This is a genomic window from Haloarcula sp. CBA1129, from assembly GCF_008729015.1.
Classification (GTDB): Archaea; Halobacteriota; Halobacteria; order Halobacteriales; family Haloarculaceae; genus Haloarcula.
Window position 1 is genome coordinate 1,702,500 of record NZ_RKSM01000001.1, and the last position, 19,933, is coordinate 1,722,432.

Consider the following 19,933-nt stretch of genomic DNA (forward strand, 5'->3'; position numbering starts at 1 on the left):
ATCGAACGGTCGTCGCGACGGGTTTTATCGGGCCGCTACTCTTCGAGAGCGAGTATGGTCGTCGTCGATGAGGTCACCAAACTGAGCGAGCGCCGCACCCAAACCTCGTCCGAGGCGTTTCCGGACGATGCGCTGGCGTCGATTCGGTCGGCCGTCGAGGCCGTCCCAGCAAGCGTCTTCGACGGGTCGACGAAGCACACAGAGGTCGGCGGCTTCGATGCCGCGATCGCCGACAAGCTCTCGCAGTACGAGTACGAAGGGGACGCCGCCGGCGGCTACAACCCGAACTGTAAGCTCTGGTCGCATCAGGGGTTCAACTACAGCGTCGACCTCTACGACGCCGACGCCCGCATCGCCATCGAGGTCGAGAAGAGCGAACGGAAGAACGTTAGCGACGACCTCCTCAAGTTCCAGAAGGGGTACCGCACCCAGAAGGACGGCCGGTCGAAGATCGAGTTCGGCTGTCTGGTGGTGCCGGTGAACTACCTTGGCCGGCATAACCTGTACCAGCACAGTCTGACCAAGCTCGACTTCATGAAGGGCGTCCTGTTCATCGACGACGTCGCCGTCATCGGCTATCGCGACCCGCGACCGGACTGATACTGTCGGCGCTGACTGTTTATCTGCGCCAGGAGGCGTGCAGCGCGCAATAGCGTGCGCTGCGTGACTCACCATGCCGGGACCCGATCCGCACGACGACACGAGTCGCGACTACGAACGGTTCGAGAAGGAACAGCTCGCCCAGGACCGCGACGCCATCGGCGACGACACGGCGGACGTCGACGACGCGACTGCCCAGAACCTGGTCAAGGACCTCATCGACACGGACATCGTCACTCCGGTTCCCGAGGACCAAGTATTGATCCACGAGCCGAGCGGCGCCGCATTCGACTCATCGATACAGCTGGCCGTCTTCCACCGTGGCTGGACGGCCGGCCGCGACGCCGCCGGGGAGGGCGAGTGATGCAGCAGACCCTCGTCGGCTGTGCGTTCTGCGACGCCCCGCCCGGTACTGAGACTGGCGAAGCCCACACCTGGGGACAGGACGAACGGGTCACTCACCCGATCTGCATCGACTGCGCGATTCAGGCGGAGCCGGATCCCGACGAGCGCGATCACGTCGCCTGTGACGGCTGTGGGCTGGTCGTCGACACGCTTGCGGCGCTCACCCGGTTCCGGGTGGAACTCGGGCACCTCGAAGGGCCGTTGCAGCTGTGCGCCCGCTGTAGTCCGGGCGGGCTCGCGACGTACTGGACACGTGACCTGGAGGAGCATATGGTTGAGCAGTAGTTGGCTTCTCACCCGATAGCCCCGCGCACCATCACGTTGAAATACGCCGATACACCTAATACATTCACCGACAAAGAAATACATATGCCCATCGACATCGAGACCTTCGAAGCCTCCCCCGAGGACCACCTCCAGCGCTCCGGGGAGACGAACGCGGACCGCGTGATGCGCTTCCTCGCTGCGCACCCTGACCAGGCGTTCACGCAGAGCGAGATTCGCGACGCAACTGACGTCAAAGCAGGGAGCATCAGTGTCGTCCTCTCCCGCCTCGAAGACCGAGGGCTCGTCCGGCACAAGGGCAATTACTGGGCGCTCGGTGAGGTCGATGATGTCGCCGCGTACGCCAGCATGCTCGAGAGTACGCGAGCGGCCAACGACCGTTTCGGTGAAGAGGACATAGACGAATGGTTGGAGCACGCTGTCGACGACGAGGACGAGGCGACTGAATGAGCTATCAGCGTGGGGATGTCGTCTGGGGACCTGACCCGTTCAAGTCGGGAGAGAACCCTCGTCCGTGGCTGATTCTCAACAACGACACGCATCCATTCGGTGAAGAGGAGTATATGACGGTCACACTAACGACGACACCCCACGACGAGGGGATTCCCCTCGACGACACCGACTGGGTCGAGGGCGGGATGCCTCGGCAGAGCTACGCCTCGCCGTGGGCCGTCGCGTCGCCGAAGCACGCCGCGATTGTTCGACGCCAGGGCCGCCTCGAGGAGTCGTTCGTCCAGACCGTCGTCGACGCACTCGAAGCGTATCTCGAATCACCGACCGAGGACTGACCGATCACACGACCGTGTACGACGTCCAAGAACGAACTGGCAATCCCGCGCATGCATCTGTCGACAGGGTTTGTGAGCGACTGCTCGACCGTGCGGCTACTCCGCGAACGGATCACCCGGATGCACATCTCGATGAAACGATGGCCACGGTTGTCGATCGATACGGGGACGCAGTCGTCCAGGCGGTCATCCGCCGGATCCTCGTCGACGGCGTCCCGTTTCGGACGGCTGCTGCAGATCACGATGTGGCGGCACTGGATGGTGTTCGGATCGGAACTGTCGCAACGCAGGTTCTCCGTGAACTGAACACGGACCCGTAGCCGTCTTTGAAAGCCCTCGGCCGCTCGACGTCCCGCGACCGCCGCTGCGCTCCTCGTCCCTGCGGTGCTTGCGGGGTCGGGGGACGATCGAGACGGCCTCGCCCTTTCTGAGTCCGCCAGGACTGTAGATGGCTCACCGAGCAATGTGGCCGGTTGGACAGGTGTGTACGTAGCGGCCCGCCCCGCTCGCCGCTGCCGCCCTCCGCGTCGCTCGCGACCGACCATTCCGGGCGTGCGGGCGCTCTCCGCACCGCCCGCGCCCGTTCCGGGCTAAAGTGAATCTGGCCTCGACGCCAGCGGGTAAGCGCGGGGGGTTGCGCGGCGTGGCTGCTCACCCCCCACGCTTTCTCCGCTGGTCGCTCGCTTCGGGCGGGTCGGCGCGCGGTGCTGGTTGGGGCCACCTCATGCAGGCGCGCTCTCGCTCGCGCCCGGTAGGGCGCTCGCGAAGGCGCGAGCGAGAGCGCGCAGATGGTTCTGTCGGTCGTTGTCGTCGGAAAACCGCGATGTAGGAGCATCGCGGAGTCGGCGCGTGAGCGCCTTCGGAATCAGGTCGATTCCAATGTCTAGTAACAACGCTAGCGGAAAGGTCGTTTCGGTCGATGAACAGGCATTCGAGAAAGCGGGCGGTCAGGCAGTCGATGAAGACGGCTTCCCAGTCGTCGACGAGACGCCGGAGTTCGAGGCCGCGGTCGAGCAGGAGACCCAGGCGAAGGTGGATGCGAACCACCCGGACGGAATCGCAGACACGAGCGAGGACCGAATTCACGGTGTCACCCTCGAACAGGAAGAGCGCATTCGGGCGCGGGAAGCCGAACTGGAGCGCATCAGTGCCCAAGCCGAGCTGGGAACGCAGGACGGTCGCGAGCAGCGCACGCGAGAGGTCGCCGCGCAAGGAAGCAAGCAGCGCCGGCGGGAGTTCCAGAAGCGGGCCGCGATCGTGGACCCGATGGCCGACCCCGAACGGGATGATCCTCGCACGGAACTTTCCCAGGATGAACTGGCGACGGTGAACACCGAGGCAGACAGGCTCGCGACGCGGGTGGATGGCTGGTCGCGTGCGGCGATCAGTCGACGCCTGGCCGAAGCAGTCGTTGACGGCACGGACATGACGAGTGCGGTCGTGCGGGTGTTCGAGGAGTTGCAGACGGCCCCGGGGGGCACCGTGCCCATCGACGCCCTCGAGGACGTCGATCGCGGCACGGTCACGATCGAAGGTCGTGTGGAGACGCTCTGGGACAGTGATTCGCCGGCCATCCAACAAGTCGGGCTAATCGCGGACGAGAGCGGGCAAACGAAGGTGACAATCTGGAAGGCATCGGACGCGCCGTGGATCGAGGAAGGCGAGAAGGTGCGCATCCACGAAGCGGCCACGAACTGGTACGAGGGCCGGATCTCGGTGGCCGTGACGGGGTGGAGCATCATCCACTTCCCGGAGCGCGGTCGCTGGTGGGAAGCATAGCCAGTCGGAGCTGCCTTCTTTTTTGCTGTGTGCCGGACCGACCCAGACCCCACCGCCCCACCCTCCGCTCCGTGCTCGCTCCTACCGTCGCTGCGCGCGCAGCCACGACCTTACGCACCAGTCCAACATTTATCCGGGAAACCGCGGGAAGGGATGTGCGACCCGAGCGGGTTTATCGAGCCCCAGAGGGGTGCGGGCGCGACAACATCGCGCTCTTGAATCAACCATGTCCAATGATTCGCATGAGTACGTCTGTGAATTCTGTGGGGAAGACTTCGAAACAGGGAGCAAGAAAGCCGGACATATCTCGTGGTATCACCGCGATGATCGCCAAGAAGAGGACTTGATAACCGAACTCCAACGGCTTGCCACCGAGAAAGGGCATCCGCCGGAGATGAGTGAGATGGACACCGAGGGAGAGTACTCGCGAAGTACGTATCTGAGTCACTTTGGAACGTGGAATGACGCGCTACGGGCAGCAGGTCTCGAGGTCAGACGTCCCACAAACGTCCCGAAAGACCGGATTATCGAAGCCATCCAGGCGCTTGCCGACCAACTCGGCCATCCACCAACGGTCGACGAGATGAACAACCACGGGAAGTACTCGCGGAAGACCGCCAGCAAGCGGTTTGGCAGCTGGAACGACGCTCTACGGAGTGCTGGGTTCGAACCAAATAACGAAGAAATCCCACGGGAAGACCTTCTTGCAGAGATTCACCGACTCACAGAGGAGCTCGGTCACGTCCCAGCCATTGCTGATTTAGACGAGCACGGCCAATACTCGATCAAGGGCTATCTTCGAGAGTTCGGTGGATGGGATGCAGCAATCACGACGGCAGGCTACGAACCACATACTCCGTTTCGCGGCTCTGACCATCCGCGGTGGGTCGGTGGCAAAGAGCGGGATCGCTTGTGGTATGGGCCAAAGTGGAGTCAGCAGCGTGAACGAGCAGTACAACGAGATGGGTTCGAGTGCCAGCGGCCGAACTGTGACCACACACGGGCAAGCCACCGGAACCAGTACGGACGCGACCTCCACGTACACCATATTGTTCCGCTGCGGTCATTCCGAGACGAGAATGGAGAGATCGACTACGAGCAAGCGAATGCACTCGAAAATCTAGTCACACTCTGTATTGAGCATCACGCGCGGTGGGAGCAGATTTCACCACTACAGCCTGACGTTCGACATTCGTAGCCAGCTAATAACGTCAGAACTCGTCTAAACCCTTAGTCCACATCTGCGGTTGACTTGTGGTGAATCCGCATATGGAGATGTTTTTGCGCCCTCAGGAGGGCTGGAGGGCATCTGTTCGGTCCTCCGGAACTCGTTATGAACAACCAGCATTCAACGACAAGCCGTGAGCGGCTACGAATGCATCTGGTACAGGCATTGACCCGTGCAGAATCAGACGCTGTTCAGCAGCATCTTAGAGCCGCGTTAGAAGAGTGGGAGCCCCAACCGCCAACGCACATGCAGGAGTGCCCAGTCTGTGGGAAGGTCGGGTTATCCGAACGAATTCAGCAGCATCGGTGCGGGAGACAAGGCAGAGACGGTTACGGAGAAACTGGATTTATTCGTCATAGTACATCTCTTCTTGCCTCTCTACACTATCTAGGAGGTGGTCTTCAGCTTCTTCAGCGAACAGTCGGACAGAGGATGGAAGTGAAGGATCTTCTTGCCAGTCGCGGAGCATCTCTATCTCGTCTTCCTTTTTGCTGACCCCGGACAGACTCCGAGTAGCGAGAGCGTCTGTGTATAGAGCTCCATGAATCACGCTTGAAACGGATTCTGCATCTCGGATGTCGTTAACGCCTTCGGTCACAACTTTACGGTAGATTTTCTCTGTGTTCTCGGTTACGGGGAGGAACTTGCAATACCAGATGACTCGGAGTAACTGGTCCTCAGAGCAATCTGGGATTCTTGCTACGAGTCGTTCAGCAATATCTGCTATGGGGAAGCATGCGGTGAGGTCTGAAAACGCCATAGGGGTGTAGTAGTCGGTGTCGAGAATCCGTTGGCAGACTTTGTTTACTGCGGCGTCGTAGCTGTCCGCTTCTTTCATCCGGTCTGTTTCTACATCCAGGTGTGTCGGTAGGAGTGATAGGCCGGTGTATTCGTTTTCCAGTCGTTGGAGAGTGAAGTTGACGAACTGTTCTGGGTTTCGCTCAGCGACTTCTGCGATTACGAGTTGAACGCTGTGTGGTTCCGAGGCCAGGTTTTCTCTTTTCTCGGCGTAGTCTAACACCCCTTCGAGAATTTCTCCATCTACGTTCTCTGAGTCATCATTGTGTAACGGGAGGGGACGCAGCACCATTTCTACCGACTGCGAGTCAAGTGATTCTGCATCGTGTAGAAGCGTGCGAAGCACTGATTCTGTCCATTCTTGGTGGTCGTCCCAGTACCCGTTCAAAACTTGGCTTAGACCGGAGATAAGTTCCGGAGAGTACGGAGAGTGGTTTTCTAGTAGTTCTTCGGTTTTCTCTTGTACGTAGTCTAGATCCTCTGTGGCTAGTGACCGGAGACCGGCTGGAGCCAGGCTGAACCGTTCTTCTTCGATATACTGGTTGACGAAGTCCTTTCCCTTCTCAGGGTCAGCAGAGCAGATCCCCATCAAGACGTGCGGTTTGTAGGGTGTGAGATCGGGATCATCTGCTTCGAGAAGTTGTTCGCCGAAATCCGGGCGCTCATCTGCGAGTATCATGAAGAACCGATTGAATGAGGAGTCCCGAATTCCTGCGACAATATCCTTGAAGTCGCCTGGTTCGAGTTCCTCTTCATCGATTCCTTCTGCGAAGCTCCGGATTTCAGCTTCCCGTTCCTCCATCTTTTTCGGCCCCCCGCGCCGCATTTGTTGAAGAAGTTGGTACCGCTCGTTATCCTCTAATTCTTCCTGGAGTTCCTGGGTTTCCTCTTCGATTCCAAGTTTATCCGCATTTTCTCGCTTGGCTAACCGGCTCAGTGCATCGATACATGGCAAGTCTTCGTCTTCGGAGACGTATTCAGCGGCGAATTCGAGTACTCGGGCCAGTTCCTTCTGGTTGAATACTTCTTGGTGTTCGTCGTAATACCGGGCCTGCGAGTTCTCGAAACTCCCGAGTTTCTCGGCAGCAGTTTTCCGTATCTCCGGGTGTGGATCTTCCTGGATTATCTCGATGAGAAGAGCGACTGCTTGTTCGCGGAGTTCCAGCCAGGGCTCCGTAACAGGGACTTTCCCCTGCCAGGATCGCATCTGGGAACTGTTGATTGGGTCGACAGAGAAATCGTGTATTTCGGTGCTTGAAACCTCTCCGATGACATCAAGCAGATCAAGTCTGAGTTCGTCGTCGAGATCTCCCGAGAGGAAGTGTTCACCGACCACTCCCAGAATCTTCTGCTGGGCCCCCGGAGATTTATTGAATCCTGGCCGCAGCGCCTGCCGTAGTTTTTGATCAGCGCTACCGGTCTGGAGCTGTGACTGAGGCGGATAATTAACTGCAATCCAGAGCAGCCACCACGTGGCGTCTTCTGGCTCTCCCTGTAAGGCGTTGGAAAGCAGGTCGGTTGACTCTATAATGAGATCTCCTGCTGGAGAAGCGGTATACATCGAGCTCCGGAAAAGCTGTTCTTCATCCGGGTCTTCTGGTAGTTCTTTGCGGTGTGCAGCTTTGACGAGTTCTATTGCGTAATGGGGATGCGTTGACGCCAGAATCTTGAACCGGCGAAGAAGTCGGACTCTTTTTGCGAATCCGTATTCGCCTATGTTCTCTATCTCCGTATTTAGAGCGTCTCGAATCGTTTTCCGGGCCTCTCTACAGTTGTAGCGTCGGTGAATTATCGCTAGCTGGTTGATCTGATTCTTTCCGGTGAACTCACTGAAGTTGTCGTAGATTTCGTCTTGGTAATCGCGTGGGGAGTCGGAGAAGAAGCTGTTGTAGACAATGTATTCTTGGAGCGCATCAGGCTGGACAGTTAGACGGTTCGAATGCTCGGCCACGAGTCCGATGTTTTCAGTCAGTATTTCCCTTAGCTCGATCTCGGTGGACCTGTCCACCGATATAGCTTCTCTGAACTGCTGTAGCAGGTCCTCATTGTTCGTGTCCAGTTCACCGATGGCAGAAAGATACTTGACGTAGGTCTCCAGCTTCTGCGGATTGCCAACTCCTTGTTGCTCCCCCAATTTCTGGATGTCGGAAAGAACGTCTTCGAAGACGGTTTCAAGTGATTCATCCTGGGCAACAGGGTCTGATGTATGTTCGTCGCCGGAGAACTGCTCCGCAAGGAGATGGGCGAAAAGAGGCAGGCCCTCACTTATCGATACGATCTGATCAAGTGTAGTCGGGTGAGTAACCCCGTAATATTCTCGTAAGATTTCGTGGACGTCCTCCGTGTTCAACGGCTGAAGTTCGACTGTCTCCGTTTCTACATCATTGAATCGGTTGCCGTAATCTTGTAGTGAGGAGATGAAATGCGGTCTCTCTGCAAATATGAGTTTGAGATGGGGCTGGTACTGTTCTGCGAGGTCGAACAGACGCTTGATCTGGTTCGCGTTCCGGGCATCGTCTACGAAGAGTAGAGTGTTCCTCTCATCCTCCAGTTCGAGTTCCTCCAGTCCGTCATCGATGTTTCCGGCGTGTATATCTGTCCAGTATACCTGCCAGTCCGGTTTTTCGGCCTCTAAGAGTAGGCTGCCTTCAACGACGAGCCTTGTCTTGCCGATCCCTGCCCGTCCCGCGAGAATGAGTACGTCTTCCCCGGAGTTCGGGAAGTCGGTGATCTTATTCAGTTCACTTTCCCGGCCAAAGAACGGGAGATCGTACCTATCATGCGGATGTTCTCCGTTGAGCCGTTCCTGAAATCGTTCCGGAATAGACTGAAAAATCCTGTATTTCTTGTCCGTCGGAAGTCGGCCCGCTATCTCCTGGATCTCAAGAAGTATCTCCGTTTGACCTTCCTCTAAATCTTCTGTATGCTGGTGGATTCGCTGCGAATAGTCCATGATCAGCTTGTGACCAAGTTCCTGGTTTTCACTGATCTCCACCTCCAGTTGATTCAGAAATTCGTTCACGAGGTCCTCTGGCGTAGCTTCGATCTCTTCGCCGAGCATCTCTTCGTTGAACGACTCCGCAATATCTGAAGGAGTAATCAAGTCGCCTCCGTCATCAAATTCTTCGACGAGGTCAACTACATGGTCATCCTCGAAAATAGTGATAAAGACGTCAGCATCCAAACCCTCGTGACTCTCCGCTACGTGAGAAGCTGCGTTTTCTACAGCTTCATTCAGAAAGTGCATTCGCTTGCCTTTCCCATAGAGGTGTTTCGCTGTAGAAGAAGCAATAATACTGGCGCTGATAGAGACCGGATCAACCATATTCGATGGTTTTGCAGGTGAGTGGTTTAATACTCGGTCTTTGAGTCTGGTCCAGCGCCTTTGCTGGTTGGAACTGGCTTACTCCCCATTGCTTGAGTAGTGTTCATTACACCGACCACATAGTTCCCAGAGCGCGGCTGGTGGTGGGACGAATAGGCGAGTGCGGTGCCATTCTTTTTTGTTGTGCGCCGGACCGACCCAGACTCCACCGCCCACCCTCCGCTCCCGGCCTCCCTGCGGTCGGCCGGCAGCCACGACCGTACTCGGAGTTCGAAGAAAGAGTTTCCTGTGATAAATTGAGGGCTAGATGGCCCTCAGGGAGCAGCAGCCCGTACGAAGGATAGGATGACAGCCGCAAAGACACCAATAACAGCGACACCAGCGGCCAACTTGACAACAACGGTAATCAGGCCGCTCACAACTCCCGCATTCGCCCCGAGAATGATAGCGGCAGCACCGAAACAAACAGCTAGAACCATAGCCGCGACTGCTGCTTCGACGATCTGTTCGGTCATACCAGTATGTTTGAGGAAGGCTTCATAAGTTTTCTGTGGGATTTTATTTAGTTACGGCCTGTCGAGCCTCGAAAAAGTGATTGAGAGCTGTATTGGCCACTGTACGCCGCTCTTTCTCAGGGATGGACTCATCACACACGCTGAGCAGTTTGGATACTCCCTCACGTCGCAGGTCCAACAGTGTCGCGTATTGTTCGAGCGAAAGACCGGCATTAGACAAGCGGTAGGAGAGTTCAGTTCGTGGAATTCCTGATGAGAGCGTCTCACGGGCTTGACTCAGTTTGGACCGAGCCGTATCGTATCGTGACTGTTCGTGGGCTCGGATACCTGATTCGATCGTCATGGCCGTACCAAGGTAGGTTTGCTGCGCAGTAAGGTGTCGGCCGAACACATCACGCTGAATGCGAAGGGAATCGATGACTTGGCTCTGATTTGGAACAAGCTTGCGACCGTTTGAGGTGACCGTCTCAGGATCCTTTTTTGACTGGCTAAGTCGGGTGATAGACTCCTCGAATGATCCAAGGTCGAATGCGGTTACAGGTTCATACCCGAGGCTTCGCTTGTGGTGGAGTACTTCCAGTTCAGAATCAGCCACCTGTGACAGGAGGGTTGTCCCTGTATTGAGCGTCCTCGCGAGCGTGTTGTAGTAGTCTATCGCGGCATTAAGAGAGGCGACCCGCTGCTCGGTTTGGGGTCCACCCGGGTCGTACTGATCGAGAGCATCAGTAACCGATTTCACCGCTTGGGTGATCTCATTGTGGAGGAAAGAGGCTTCCCGAGGATTGGCAAGATCTGCGTCGTGGATCTGCCCAGCAACGCCTACAAGCCGGGTTTCGGCCTGAGCGAGTTCGTCGGTATCTTCCTTTTGTGTGGAATCCGATTGGGTAATGAGAAGTGACCCACCGCCCAGCACGGCCACACCCAACAATAATTTCCGACGGGCAACCTCTTCACGGAGGTCTTCGAGATCGAATCCGCCAGTAGATCGATCCGGATCTTCCACTACTCCAGCCTACTGTCTATAATGTTTAAATTCTTCCGGGGCAACCATCCGATAGTGGCAGAACCGATCCCGGAACGGGTGGCTGATGTTCAGTCAACCATCAGATCAGGACTGCGAGTGCACGCACGGGGAGAGCGACGCGTTCAGTCAGTCCGACTGGCCGATGATCTGGCTTCGGTTCATGATCAAATCACCGACCCTCAGCTGCCGGCCATTGACGAGACTACAGACATCAGAGCGTTCTTCAGTGGTGTCGACAGAGATCTACAACGGACACGGAAGACGGTCGAAGTCGTAGAAGATAGCCTCCAAATCGGACTGGGCCACAGCAAACTGGCTCGTATTGCGATGACGGGCGCACAGTTGAGTTCCGGAGTAGCACTGGTGATTGCCGGACACAATCTTTTGATAAGCGCAGACAAACTAGATCGTGCGCACACCTCTATCGGGTCAGTTCAGGATATCGCTGCAAAACGGTTTCACGAATTCTATCGCGCCATCGGTTTGTTCGTTGCGGAAGCAATTCTGTTCACAACTCCCCTCAATTATCGGATGGCCTGGAAGGGAACGCGTTATCTAAACAATAGGTTCCTGTACTCGCTTCGTCATAGTGGGTTCTCTGGCTCAGTAGATGTGGCGTTGAAAGGCCTTCATCGCCTAATGCTCAGCGAGATTCATTACGCGATCCGGGGGATTCTGCCCGCAGCACTCCGAACCCCCGATGAGTTCGTAACATATCTAACCTCGATGGCAACGCAGACACTCGCGATACTCCGCGAATTCTCGGATCTAGGCCTCGAAGACATTCCGGCCAAGGCAGAGGAAGTCGTCCACGAGTACCGGAAATTTGCCGAGAATACGTACGAGGTGGTGACTGCCGATGTTAATTTTGAATCGGTGATTCAGAATGTGATCTCACAAATCTCTGAGGATATCGATCTCTTCGCAATCTCATCTCCTTACAGGAATCCGGATCTGTAGTCTTTCCGCCGCAAGCAGCTAAGATCTTGATTTATTCCGTCAGCTGGCGGTCTCCATCGCTACTGGCGATCTCGTTCATCAAGTCAGGGAAGTCCATGTCGTAGACTTCGAACTCTTCGATTTCATAGATAGGATTATCCAGATCTTCTTCGTACTCCATACGGACCTCTGCATAGTGCTGAGCAGCTTCTTCCAGCTCCCTTGTGGAATCCGCATTCGGGGCGAACATCCGGTAGACGTGGGCAGCGAACGAGTACCACGCAGCAACGAAGAATGGATTATCTGCTTGCTCCAGACTGTCACCGCACTCGTGGATGAACTCCAGTAGGCGGTCGGACTCTGAAATCATCGCAGTGAACGCCGAGTTCGCCAGTTCCATCATCTCGCTGTAGAGGTCTGACTGCATTCGAATGAGGGTATTCCGGGTCGCGTCGTCTTGGTCAAACTGTCCGAAGAATTCCTCCATCTGGCCCTCTATCATCTCTTCCGCCTGCTCGCCTGCTTCGTACTCCTCAGCCAATTCGCGGCAGTTGTCAATGACTCCCTCGATGGCAACCCGATTCAGTCCATACTTCTCCAGTACGTCGTATGCTGCAGCCAGATGTTCACCGTCGCGTTCGCCCTCCTCAAGGTCTCTGTGGGCAGATACGTGTACACAAAGACGGAGCATGTCTGGGATAATCTGGGCCGCGTCTTGCTCGTCTTCATCGAAGAACGCGACGAAGTCGAAGTCCTCGACCCGCTGTAACGTGGACTCGTAGATCTCCACAGAAGACTCCTCGAAGTCGACATCGGAATTGGGTCGGACTGTGGCTCGCATCAAATCGAACAGTACTCCGACGAACTCGAATTTCAGCTCTTCCCCGTCATCTTCTGGTTCCAGACCACGAATCCATTCCGTATAGTCATCTAATTCCAGAGCGAGCAGTGTAGCGGATTGGTCTCCAGGAGTAGGTGCGTATGGAGCGTACCCGAACATGAGCTGGAGACGTTCATGAGGCTCAAACTCCAACCGATCTACTTCCTCACGAAATTGTTCGACCTCCGGGTCTCCGTCGTAGATCTCCTCCAAGTGGGCATTCCCAAGCAACCCGTACACGAATCCCTCCAGCATTGGTGCTTCACTCCCCTCAACCTCATCGTAGAGCCTCCCTGCGTAGTATTGGAACGCTGCTCGATGGAGTTGTTCTGGGTTATCGAGTTGCTCGTAGAGGAATTCTTGGAAGAGGTCGTGGACTTTGAATACTCTATCTCCAGTGTCCTCTGAACGACCTAATTCCTGAACCACCGCCTTGGTGCTCAGAGAGTCGAGGATTCGCCGAGCCTGTGTACTACTTACATCGTCCAATACTGCCGAACAGATGGCCTCGTCCAATTCAGCAAGTCCCGCGGTCTTCCGAATGAACTCTTCCTCTTCCGCCGACATAGAGTCCAGGTACGCTCTCTCGATGAAGTCTCGTGTGTCCTCTGTGGGAAGTTCGAACGTACTGTCGTCACCTGCAGCCTCCCTAAGTAGACCGAGATAATAGGGATGGCCCTCTAAATTCTCGTAGACGCCGTCAATCGTTTCGTCGTCGACGTTCGGGTACTCTTCTTGGAGATAGTTCGCAGTCTCCTCGCGTGAGAACGTTTCCAGGTGGACAGTGTAGTCAGCGTCCTCAAATGTCAGGCGGCCTGCCGTGATGAGGTGAACGTTCTCTCCGAGAGTTGAAGATAGTTCACGGAGGAAGTCTCGTGTGACCTCCGGTTCGTCGAGCTTGTGTACGTCGTCGACGAAGAAGATGAGTCGTTTGTACTCGTTGACGGACTCCGAGAGACTGGCTAACTTTCGAAGGTGTCGTGCGCGGTCGTCGGTGGAGACACCGCCACTTACAGGACCAATTCCTACGCTTACCCCAGTTGCTCTGTTTATGAGAGCACTGAGAGTCCCGACCGCGTCTCGGGCTTCGATGAGGAGATCTTGGGAGAGTGTTGTAGGAGTGTTGCCTTCACGGACGTAGAGCACTCGGGTTCGGTACCACTCCGAGAGTTCATCTTCCAAGTCCTCCAGAAACGTACTCTTCCCGACGCCCGGTTGCCCCGAGATGTGAACAGTCTGGACACCGTCATCCACAGCTTGAAGAACGGAGTAGAACTCGTCTTCACGCATCCGAGGCATTTCTTGGAATACTGTTCTGGCCTGATAAGAAAGAACCTTCGGACACACCGACTCTTCTGCTCGTTAGGTTAATGGGTGTAAAGGAAACATTCTAACCTAATGAATCGGGAGGAATTCATCGGGGATGTCGTCAAGCACACTACTGGAGGTGTCGTCCACTGTCAGGGGCACCCACAGATGGGGAAGGTCGACTACGGTCGCCACAACTGCAAGGAGAGTATGGAGGGTGGTGATGGCGTCATCATTTCCTACGTCAAAGACCACGAACGGGGTGACGAAGACTGGTATCAACGGTTTCGGTTCTGTGCGAACTGTAACGATGCTCGACGGCTTCCAAAAGAGGGCCGGCAGGTGGGCAAGGAACAAGCAGTAGTAGAGGGGACCTTGGAGCACTTCGAGGGAACCGTGGAGGGAAAATTCTACGATGACGCGGTTCGTCTCATCGACGCTGAAGTACTGGCATACAGTCCCGAAACCGAGGGATAAGTTGAGGGCTGTCTCTGCGGGTCTCGCAAAATCACTCAGCTACATTGAGTATGATCACTCCAAGTCAGAAAACGAGTGAACCAAGACTAGCATGTAATGCCTCATAAGCGCGCTCCCGAATCTTCGCCGAAACGCTCATTCCACGTCTATCCATTTGTGAGAAAGAATGTCAAGGACCGAAGAAAGGATTGATACTGCGAAGGTGGGGGCGACGCTACAGGAGCTCCACGCCCCCCGTGACATCATCGGGCTGCACATCGGCGCACTCATCAAGGAAGATGTCAAGGGCTGAGAGCGCGGTCGGTGTCGATGCCTGCCCATACGGATGGTTCGCGACTGCCCTTACCGAAGGCAGCATCGAAACGGAACTATACGAGGACTTTTCGGAAGTTCAATCAGACTTCCAGGAGGCTCGAGTGTTCGTGGATATCCCAGTCGGGCTCCCGACGGGGGGTAGGCGCCGCTGCGACATCAAAGCGCGTGACCTACTCGGCTGCCGTGGTAACTCCGTGTTCTTTCCGCCGTGTGAGTCTGCAGCCGCCATTGAGGATTACGACGAGGCGAACGCGATGCATCGAGAGCAGATGATGCACGGTCTCTCCCAGCAAGCCCACGCGATCAGCGACAAAATCAACGAGGTACGAGAGGTCGTGGGCGAGACCTACGACGGGCCAATCTACGAGAGTCATCCGGAGCTCTGTTTCTACGCGCTCAACGGGCAGCCGATCGCTTACTCGAAGTCTTCGAAGCGAGGACTCGTGTTCCGTCGGCACCTCCTCGAACAGAGGCACTCTGGCATGGACGACGGGTACGAACAGGTACTTGACGACACTCTCCGGAAGGACGTCCGTCGAGACGACATTCTCGATTCAATGGCCCTCGCACTCGCCGCGCAGAGTGAGGAGTTACAGAGCGTCCCAGAAGACCCAGATCCGGAGGTCCCGCGTATCTACTACCCGACCACACCCGCGCTTGCAGATAGCTCGTGGAGTAAACTATGACGGTTCAGGAGGCAATCAATCGACTAGACGCTGAGTTTCAAGAGACACCTCTGGGGTTCACAGTCGAGACCGCGCTTCAAGCCCGGCTCCTCGAACTCCTACGGGCAAAGGTGGGAACGACGATTCAGGTACGCGGGGGCTACAACACGGCCGATGCAACCGGGTATAAGCGAAAGTATCTCGACCGAATCGCGAAGCCACAGTCCATCAGTAGTGTTCAACCGGAGGTGAATTTCGGCATGTCCGGCGACGGGAATCGGAGCCTCGATATCGCAATTCTAGAACCGCATCACGAGTCGGAGTATGATGACCTCGAATGCCTGCCGACTGTAGAGAGCCCAAGCGTCACAGTCCGCCTGATCGACGGAAGCAAGTACTTCTCGGCCGCGTCGGTCAAACACGCAATCGAGCTCAAGTACATCAAGAACGTGGACGTCGCCGGTGCGAGGTTCGAACGCAACAATATCGACGAGTGGCCGCATTTCTCCGCGGATTTAGCCAAGCTAGGCGATCTCTCGAATGCCGAATCAAGGCACCTCATCGTCGTCTCAAACAAGAACCTATTCCAGCAGGGAGAGGACGATAGTCAGAGTACGGCGAAGGCTCAGCGGCGCTACGAGCGAGTAGAGATGGAATGTGAAAAGCGGGCCGTCAAACTCACCGAGATCCATCCACGGGAGTAGCGGGCAAACCAGCTGTCTGAGGGGTACATTACTGTGCTGTGTTGAATAGCAGTCTAATCTACTGATATCACGGAGTAGAAGGATGAAGCCGAGGAAATCGACTCTGTCCATGGAGATCGACATCCTCGACTTCGTTGAACAGTGTCGGCATCTAGCTAAACAAGCGTTAGGGAAGCACGCGGGCGAGCCCGCCAGCGGCGGGTTCGCCCGCTGGGTCCACGTCGTCTTGCACTGTTTCCGGGTCGAAGAAGAGTACAGCTACCGTGAAACGCCGAATCGGCTGGAATATATGGCTGAACTCCGTGAGCTTCTTGATCTTGACCAGGACGAGCTCCCGGACTACACAACGATCTACAAGTCCTTCGACCGGCTGAAAATGTGGGTCTGGCGGGCGTTGCTGCGCGTTTCAGCGCAGCAACACCCGCAGTCCGGTCATGCAGCACTCGACAGCACGTTCTTCGACCGCCGCATCTCTTCATCGTACTACCGCCAACGCTCTGGAAACAGTGTTCAGACGGTGAAAGTGACGACATTAACCGATGTGGAGTCCCTTGCTGTGCTTGACGTGCACATCTCTGCACGGTGGCAACACGACACCAAGACTGGACCGCAGGTCGTCCGCCGGAACGCGGACGACCTGCTGTCCGTCGCCGCTGACAATGCTTTCCAAGACTGGAACACCGAGTACGAGATTGCCGCACTAGATATCGACTACCTCGTTCATTACCGTGGTTCGTCACTGAACGCCACTGCGAATAACGCGCTCATTCGGTCAAAAGGCTACTTTCAGCGGTGGATGGCCGAAACCTCGTATTCGACGGTCAAGCGCTCGCTCGGCGATGCCGTGCGAGCGCTTGGCTGGTATCGGCAGTTCCGTGAAATCATCCTGATGTTCGCCATCACAAACATAGAACCGCTCTGTGAACCGCTCTAACTGTGACTCAGCATCTATTCAACAGAGCACATTACTGAACCACAAGCCAATTAAGCCGAGGGCCGTACTCGATAGCGTTTATCGACCCCTCGATGGGTGAGGGGTTCGCCGTACTGGCGAGTTCCTGAACACGGTGAGAACAATGGCAACCAGAGATATCTACGAAACTGGCTTCGACGAATTCAAAAGACGGAACGGCAACCTCATCGCCAAATTCGACGACTCACTCGGCGTCTACAGCAGCGTCAGAAAATACGCCCGCACACTACCCAGCGAAGCACGCGCAACACAAGACGGCAACCACATCCAAATCAAAGCCGACGAAACACTCCAAAACTGGTTCCCCTTCAACATCAACCAAAACAAGGGTCTCCTGTCACGGATAGTTCAGCTCGGATGATATCAGACGGATACTCCGATTTGATCTTCCTCAGCTAGCCGCACGTATTCGTTCAGAGAAGCGTTGCAGAGTGCATAGAATGATATGAAGAAGTAGATCGAGAGCTCGCGGCTGTTCTCTATAATGTCGCCGTGGGCGATCTTGTTACGTCTCTGCCTTACAGTCTCATCTAAGAAAGTGCTGAATACGCCATCAAAGAACTGCGATATCAGACTACCCAGATTCTTCGTCTGGGTCCGGCCTCTTCCCGGCATCTTGAATTTCGTCTCATGATCCTTCTCGATAATCTCCCCGCCTGTTTCTTCCACTAAATCTCCCAGCACCCCCTCAAATTGGAGAACAATACCAGCAAGAAAACCTCTGTAATGCCCCTGCTCAAACTCCATCAATAAGTCGTTCAACAACTCACTCCGATCCTCAAAGAACCCGATATTCTCGAATGTATTCCGAGCCTTGTCGAGAAGCTCTTCCTCAAATCGTTCAACAATGAACTCACGGGCTGCTTCCTCATCTGACTCCAGTAACTGTTGAAACTCTTCAAACTCAGATGGAGTCATAAACCAGGACCATGCGAAATCATCTCTGGACGCAAGGTACCGGCGGATTGATTCCTTCTCACTATCACTCTCACAGCTCTCTATCAAGAGCTGGTTCAAACTGACCAGGTCTCCGTCATCCTCGGGAGGGAAGAACGGCTCCATACGGTTGAACAGGGCCTGGCTCAGGGCACCCTTGATAACGGGGATATCTCGTAGAGATCCAAAATTGAGCCGGTACCAGTCCAAGTCTATCGGATCGGCATACGTCTGGAAGAATTCCTTATACAACGGCGTATTCAATAGCCGAGCCAGAGAATCCCGTATCTCATCGGTCTCTGCCTGCAATCCGATCATAGCAGTATCAAACAACGCATCCTCAACCTCAACCCTGTAACAACGCGGGTTATCGAAAATCTTAGGGATAACCAGGTCTGGATTCCTGAACACACCCCGATAATCTACTTCGAATACCGGGCCCTCCTGGTTGTAGCGCCTTGGTTCATTTTCGATATACTCTGCCAATTCGTTGTGGCCATCCTCTCTCAATTCCTCTACTACATTAGCTTCAGTAATCTCTACTCCCTCTGATTCGAGTTCGTCCGTGTAGGACTGGAGATCTAGAAGGTACAGATCAATGTCATCAGAGGTGATAGCCCTGATTTCGCTGGATGGGTTCTTGATTACCGGTCGGAAGAACTTGTCATCGATACCGGAGTCCTCCCGTTCCTCTTCGCTGAAATAGAAGAAGTCGTTGTTACCTGTACTGAGCCCGCTTCCTGCCTCGACACCTGAGAGATCGCCGAAACGAGTGAAGCCGTCAGAAGTGATGATATCATAGATAGGCGGGTTCGACAGGATCCGCACCACGTTCCTACCTTCCAAATCCTCGTGGGACGCCTTTACCAACTCCACGTTGTAGGGGTTGTAGCGATTCTGGAGTATCTTGTCGAGCGGCTGCTCGAACAATCCCCGAGCGTTCTCAGGTAACTCCGTCTGATTGAATTTCCCAATCCCTGTCTCACGTACATCTCGTGGTCTATCTTCCTTGATTACCGTGAGCAGTACCAACTCCGTGGAACGAGCACTGCCTATCGGACCAACAGGCAGTTCAATTACCCGGTGGATCCCGCAGCTTTCAGTCAACTCCTCTAATAAGCCCTGCTTCAATGCACTTTTCGGAAGCAAGAACGCCCCTCTACCACCCTCTTTCAGGTGTGAAACAGCTTTAGTGACAAAGGCTGCTGAAGCGATCTTTCCTCTGCCAGGAGCCCATTTTTGGATCCTTTCACGTCTTTCTGGGCTGACGTGGAACAGCCTTCCCATGGGCGGGTCGCCAATGACCGCATCAAACTTCTCCGCCTCCTCGTCACCTGAAGATGTCCCAGGTAGTTGCCATTCAAAGAAGTCTTGAGTAACTATTTCGGCGTTCTCATTCTCTTTTAGCCTGTTACGGGCTAAATCAGCGTACAGTGGTTCGATTTCGATGCCTACCAATTTCGAGCCTTCTGTGTATTCAGCGGCTTTTTGCATTAGAGATCCTGTTCCCGCAGCTATATCGAGCACCGAATAGTCCTTCTCTGAAACGGCCCAACCCGCCATCAGTTCTCTCAGAGGCTCCGGAGTGTAAGGCGGCAAATAGCCTGCATCAGCAAGCAAATCCATCATCTCAAACGAATCTATCTCTCTAGAGCTTCCTTCTCCAGTAACGATCTGGGTTAGCAGTATGCTGTGGTCCGTGGAGTCCGATAGTTCGTACTGAAAGAATCCCTCCTCACTGAGCTCGATAAAGCCGTTTTTAGTTGCATACAGCACATTGTCCGTGTCTTCCGGCTCTCCCTCCGCCGAATGGAAACGATCTGTAGGGATCACCCGGAGAGACTGGTCCTCCAGCTCGACGACTAAACCGCCTCTATCAAGCGTCGCAGATAGTACCTCAGAGACCGACTCCAATTCCTCAGAAACTGAATGAAGATCTATTTCCGGAGACCGCTCACGAATCATTATTGTCACAGGTTTCGACACCAA

General features: G+C 55.2%; 20 protein-coding genes. 15 read left to right on the forward strand and 5 right to left on the reverse strand.

All coding sequences use genetic code 11. The features are described from left to right. Positions 1 to 54 precede the first annotated feature (54 nt). From Har1129_RS08475 to Har1129_RS08515, 8 genes are all read left to right on the forward strand, one after another. Positions 55 to 600, forward strand: a complete 546-nt coding sequence (locus tag Har1129_RS08475; RefSeq protein WP_151100266.1) for a hypothetical protein — start codon at positions 55 to 57, stop codon at positions 598 to 600. A gap of 73 nt (positions 601 to 673) precedes the next feature. Continuing rightward, a complete protein-coding gene (locus Har1129_RS08480) occupies positions 674 to 964 on the forward strand; it encodes a hypothetical protein (protein WP_151100267.1) in 291 nt (96 codons plus the stop codon). Next, on the forward strand, positions 964 to 1,290 hold the full coding sequence (locus tag Har1129_RS08485; RefSeq protein ID WP_151100268.1) for a hypothetical protein: 327 nt from the start codon (positions 964 to 966) through the stop codon (positions 1,288 to 1,290). The genes Har1129_RS08480 and Har1129_RS08485 overlap by 1 nt, the downstream gene beginning before the upstream one ends. A gap of 84 nt (positions 1,291 to 1,374) precedes the next feature. Next, a complete protein-coding gene (locus tag Har1129_RS08490) occupies positions 1,375 to 1,740 on the forward strand; it encodes a helix-turn-helix domain-containing protein (protein WP_096396394.1) in 366 nt (121 codons plus the stop codon). Continuing rightward, complete coding sequence (locus Har1129_RS08495; protein ID WP_151100269.1) at positions 1,737 to 2,078, forward strand: type II toxin-antitoxin system PemK/MazF family toxin; 342 nt, start codon at positions 1,737 to 1,739, stop codon at positions 2,076 to 2,078. The genes Har1129_RS08490 and Har1129_RS08495 overlap by 4 nt, the downstream gene beginning before the upstream one ends. A 140-nt stretch (positions 2,079 to 2,218) precedes the next feature. Beyond that, a complete protein-coding gene (locus Har1129_RS20950; protein ID WP_225307784.1) occupies positions 2,219 to 2,398 on the forward strand; it encodes a hypothetical protein in 180 nt (59 codons plus the stop codon). 559 nt (positions 2,399 to 2,957) lie between these two features. After that, positions 2,958 to 3,857: a replication factor A gene (locus tag Har1129_RS08510; RefSeq protein ID WP_151100270.1), complete on the forward strand. Its 900-nt coding sequence runs from the start codon at positions 2,958 to 2,960 to the stop codon at positions 3,855 to 3,857. A 226-nt stretch (positions 3,858 to 4,083) separates the two neighbouring features. Next, on the forward strand, positions 4,084 to 5,055 hold the full coding sequence (locus Har1129_RS08515) for a homing endonuclease associated repeat-containing protein (RefSeq protein WP_151100271.1): 972 nt from the start codon (positions 4,084 to 4,086) through the stop codon (positions 5,053 to 5,055). A gap of 376 nt (positions 5,056 to 5,431) precedes the next feature. Here Har1129_RS08515 and Har1129_RS08525 read toward each other — a convergent pair whose 3' ends face one another. The 3 genes from Har1129_RS08525 to Har1129_RS08535 all read right to left on the reverse strand — a co-directional run bounded on the left by Har1129_RS08525 (position 5,432) and on the right by Har1129_RS08535 (position 10,726). Beyond that, positions 5,432 to 9,208, reverse strand: coding sequence for a hypothetical protein (locus tag Har1129_RS08525; protein ID WP_225307785.1), 3,777 nt, complete (start codon positions 9,206 to 9,208; stop codon positions 5,432 to 5,434). Positions 9,209 to 9,522: 314 nt separating this feature from the next. Beyond that, the gene (locus tag Har1129_RS08530; protein ID WP_151100272.1) at positions 9,523 to 9,723 is read right to left on the reverse strand and encodes a hypothetical protein; all 201 of its coding nucleotides are present in this window, start codon (positions 9,721 to 9,723) and stop codon (positions 9,523 to 9,525) included. A 43-nt stretch (positions 9,724 to 9,766) separates the two neighbouring features. Next, the gene (locus Har1129_RS08535; protein WP_151100273.1) at positions 9,767 to 10,726 is read right to left on the reverse strand and encodes a hypothetical protein; all 960 of its coding nucleotides are present in this window, start codon (positions 10,724 to 10,726) and stop codon (positions 9,767 to 9,769) included. 54 nt (positions 10,727 to 10,780) lie between these two features. Here Har1129_RS08535 and Har1129_RS08540 point away from each other — a divergent pair, with 54 nt between their 5' ends. Continuing rightward, positions 10,781 to 11,707 (forward strand): hypothetical protein, encoded by a 927-nt coding sequence (locus Har1129_RS08540; RefSeq protein WP_151100274.1) that lies wholly within the window; start codon positions 10,781 to 10,783, stop codon positions 11,705 to 11,707. Positions 11,708 to 11,738: 31 nt separating this feature from the next. On the opposite strand, the gene Har1129_RS08545 is transcribed toward Har1129_RS08540, so the two are convergent. Further along, entirely contained in the window at positions 11,739 to 13,856 is a 2,118-nt protein-coding gene (locus Har1129_RS08545) for an AAA family ATPase (RefSeq protein WP_191906263.1), read from the reverse strand. 108 nt (positions 13,857 to 13,964) lie between these two features. Here Har1129_RS08545 and Har1129_RS08550 point away from each other — a divergent pair, with 108 nt between their 5' ends. The 6 genes from Har1129_RS08550 to Har1129_RS08570 all read left to right on the forward strand — a co-directional run bounded on the left by Har1129_RS08550 (position 13,965) and on the right by Har1129_RS08570 (position 17,369). Then, entirely contained in the window at positions 13,965 to 14,351 is a 387-nt protein-coding gene (locus Har1129_RS08550; protein WP_151100276.1) for a hypothetical protein, read from the forward strand. Positions 14,352 to 14,517: 166 nt separating this feature from the next. Then, positions 14,518 to 14,643 (forward strand): hypothetical protein, encoded by a 126-nt coding sequence (locus tag Har1129_RS21180; RefSeq protein WP_255518338.1) that lies wholly within the window; start codon positions 14,518 to 14,520, stop codon positions 14,641 to 14,643. After that, positions 14,630 to 15,352 carry a DUF429 domain-containing protein gene (locus Har1129_RS08555; protein WP_151100277.1) on the forward strand — a complete coding sequence of 241 codons (723 nt, stop codon included), beginning with the start codon at positions 14,630 to 14,632 and terminating at the stop codon, positions 15,350 to 15,352. The genes Har1129_RS21180 and Har1129_RS08555 overlap by 14 nt, the downstream gene beginning before the upstream one ends. Beyond that, positions 15,349 to 16,035, forward strand: coding sequence for a hypothetical protein (locus tag Har1129_RS08560; RefSeq protein WP_151100278.1), 687 nt, complete (start codon positions 15,349 to 15,351; stop codon positions 16,033 to 16,035). The genes Har1129_RS08555 and Har1129_RS08560 overlap by 4 nt, the downstream gene beginning before the upstream one ends. 109 nt (positions 16,036 to 16,144) lie before the next feature. Next, positions 16,145 to 16,969 carry an IS5 family transposase gene (locus Har1129_RS08565; protein WP_151100279.1) on the forward strand — a complete coding sequence of 275 codons (825 nt, stop codon included), beginning with the start codon at positions 16,145 to 16,147 and terminating at the stop codon, positions 16,967 to 16,969. Between the two features lie 142 nt (positions 16,970 to 17,111). Next, positions 17,112 to 17,369 carry a hypothetical protein gene (locus Har1129_RS08570; protein ID WP_225307786.1) on the forward strand — a complete coding sequence of 86 codons (258 nt, stop codon included), beginning with the start codon at positions 17,112 to 17,114 and terminating at the stop codon, positions 17,367 to 17,369. 2 nt (positions 17,370 to 17,371) lie between these two features. Here the strand turns inward: Har1129_RS08570 and Har1129_RS08575 are convergent, their stop codons facing one another. Next, a complete protein-coding gene (locus Har1129_RS08575) occupies positions 17,372 to 19,909 on the reverse strand; it encodes a class I SAM-dependent DNA methyltransferase (protein WP_151100280.1) in 2,538 nt (845 codons plus the stop codon). Between the last annotated feature and the right edge of the window lie 24 nt (positions 19,910 to 19,933).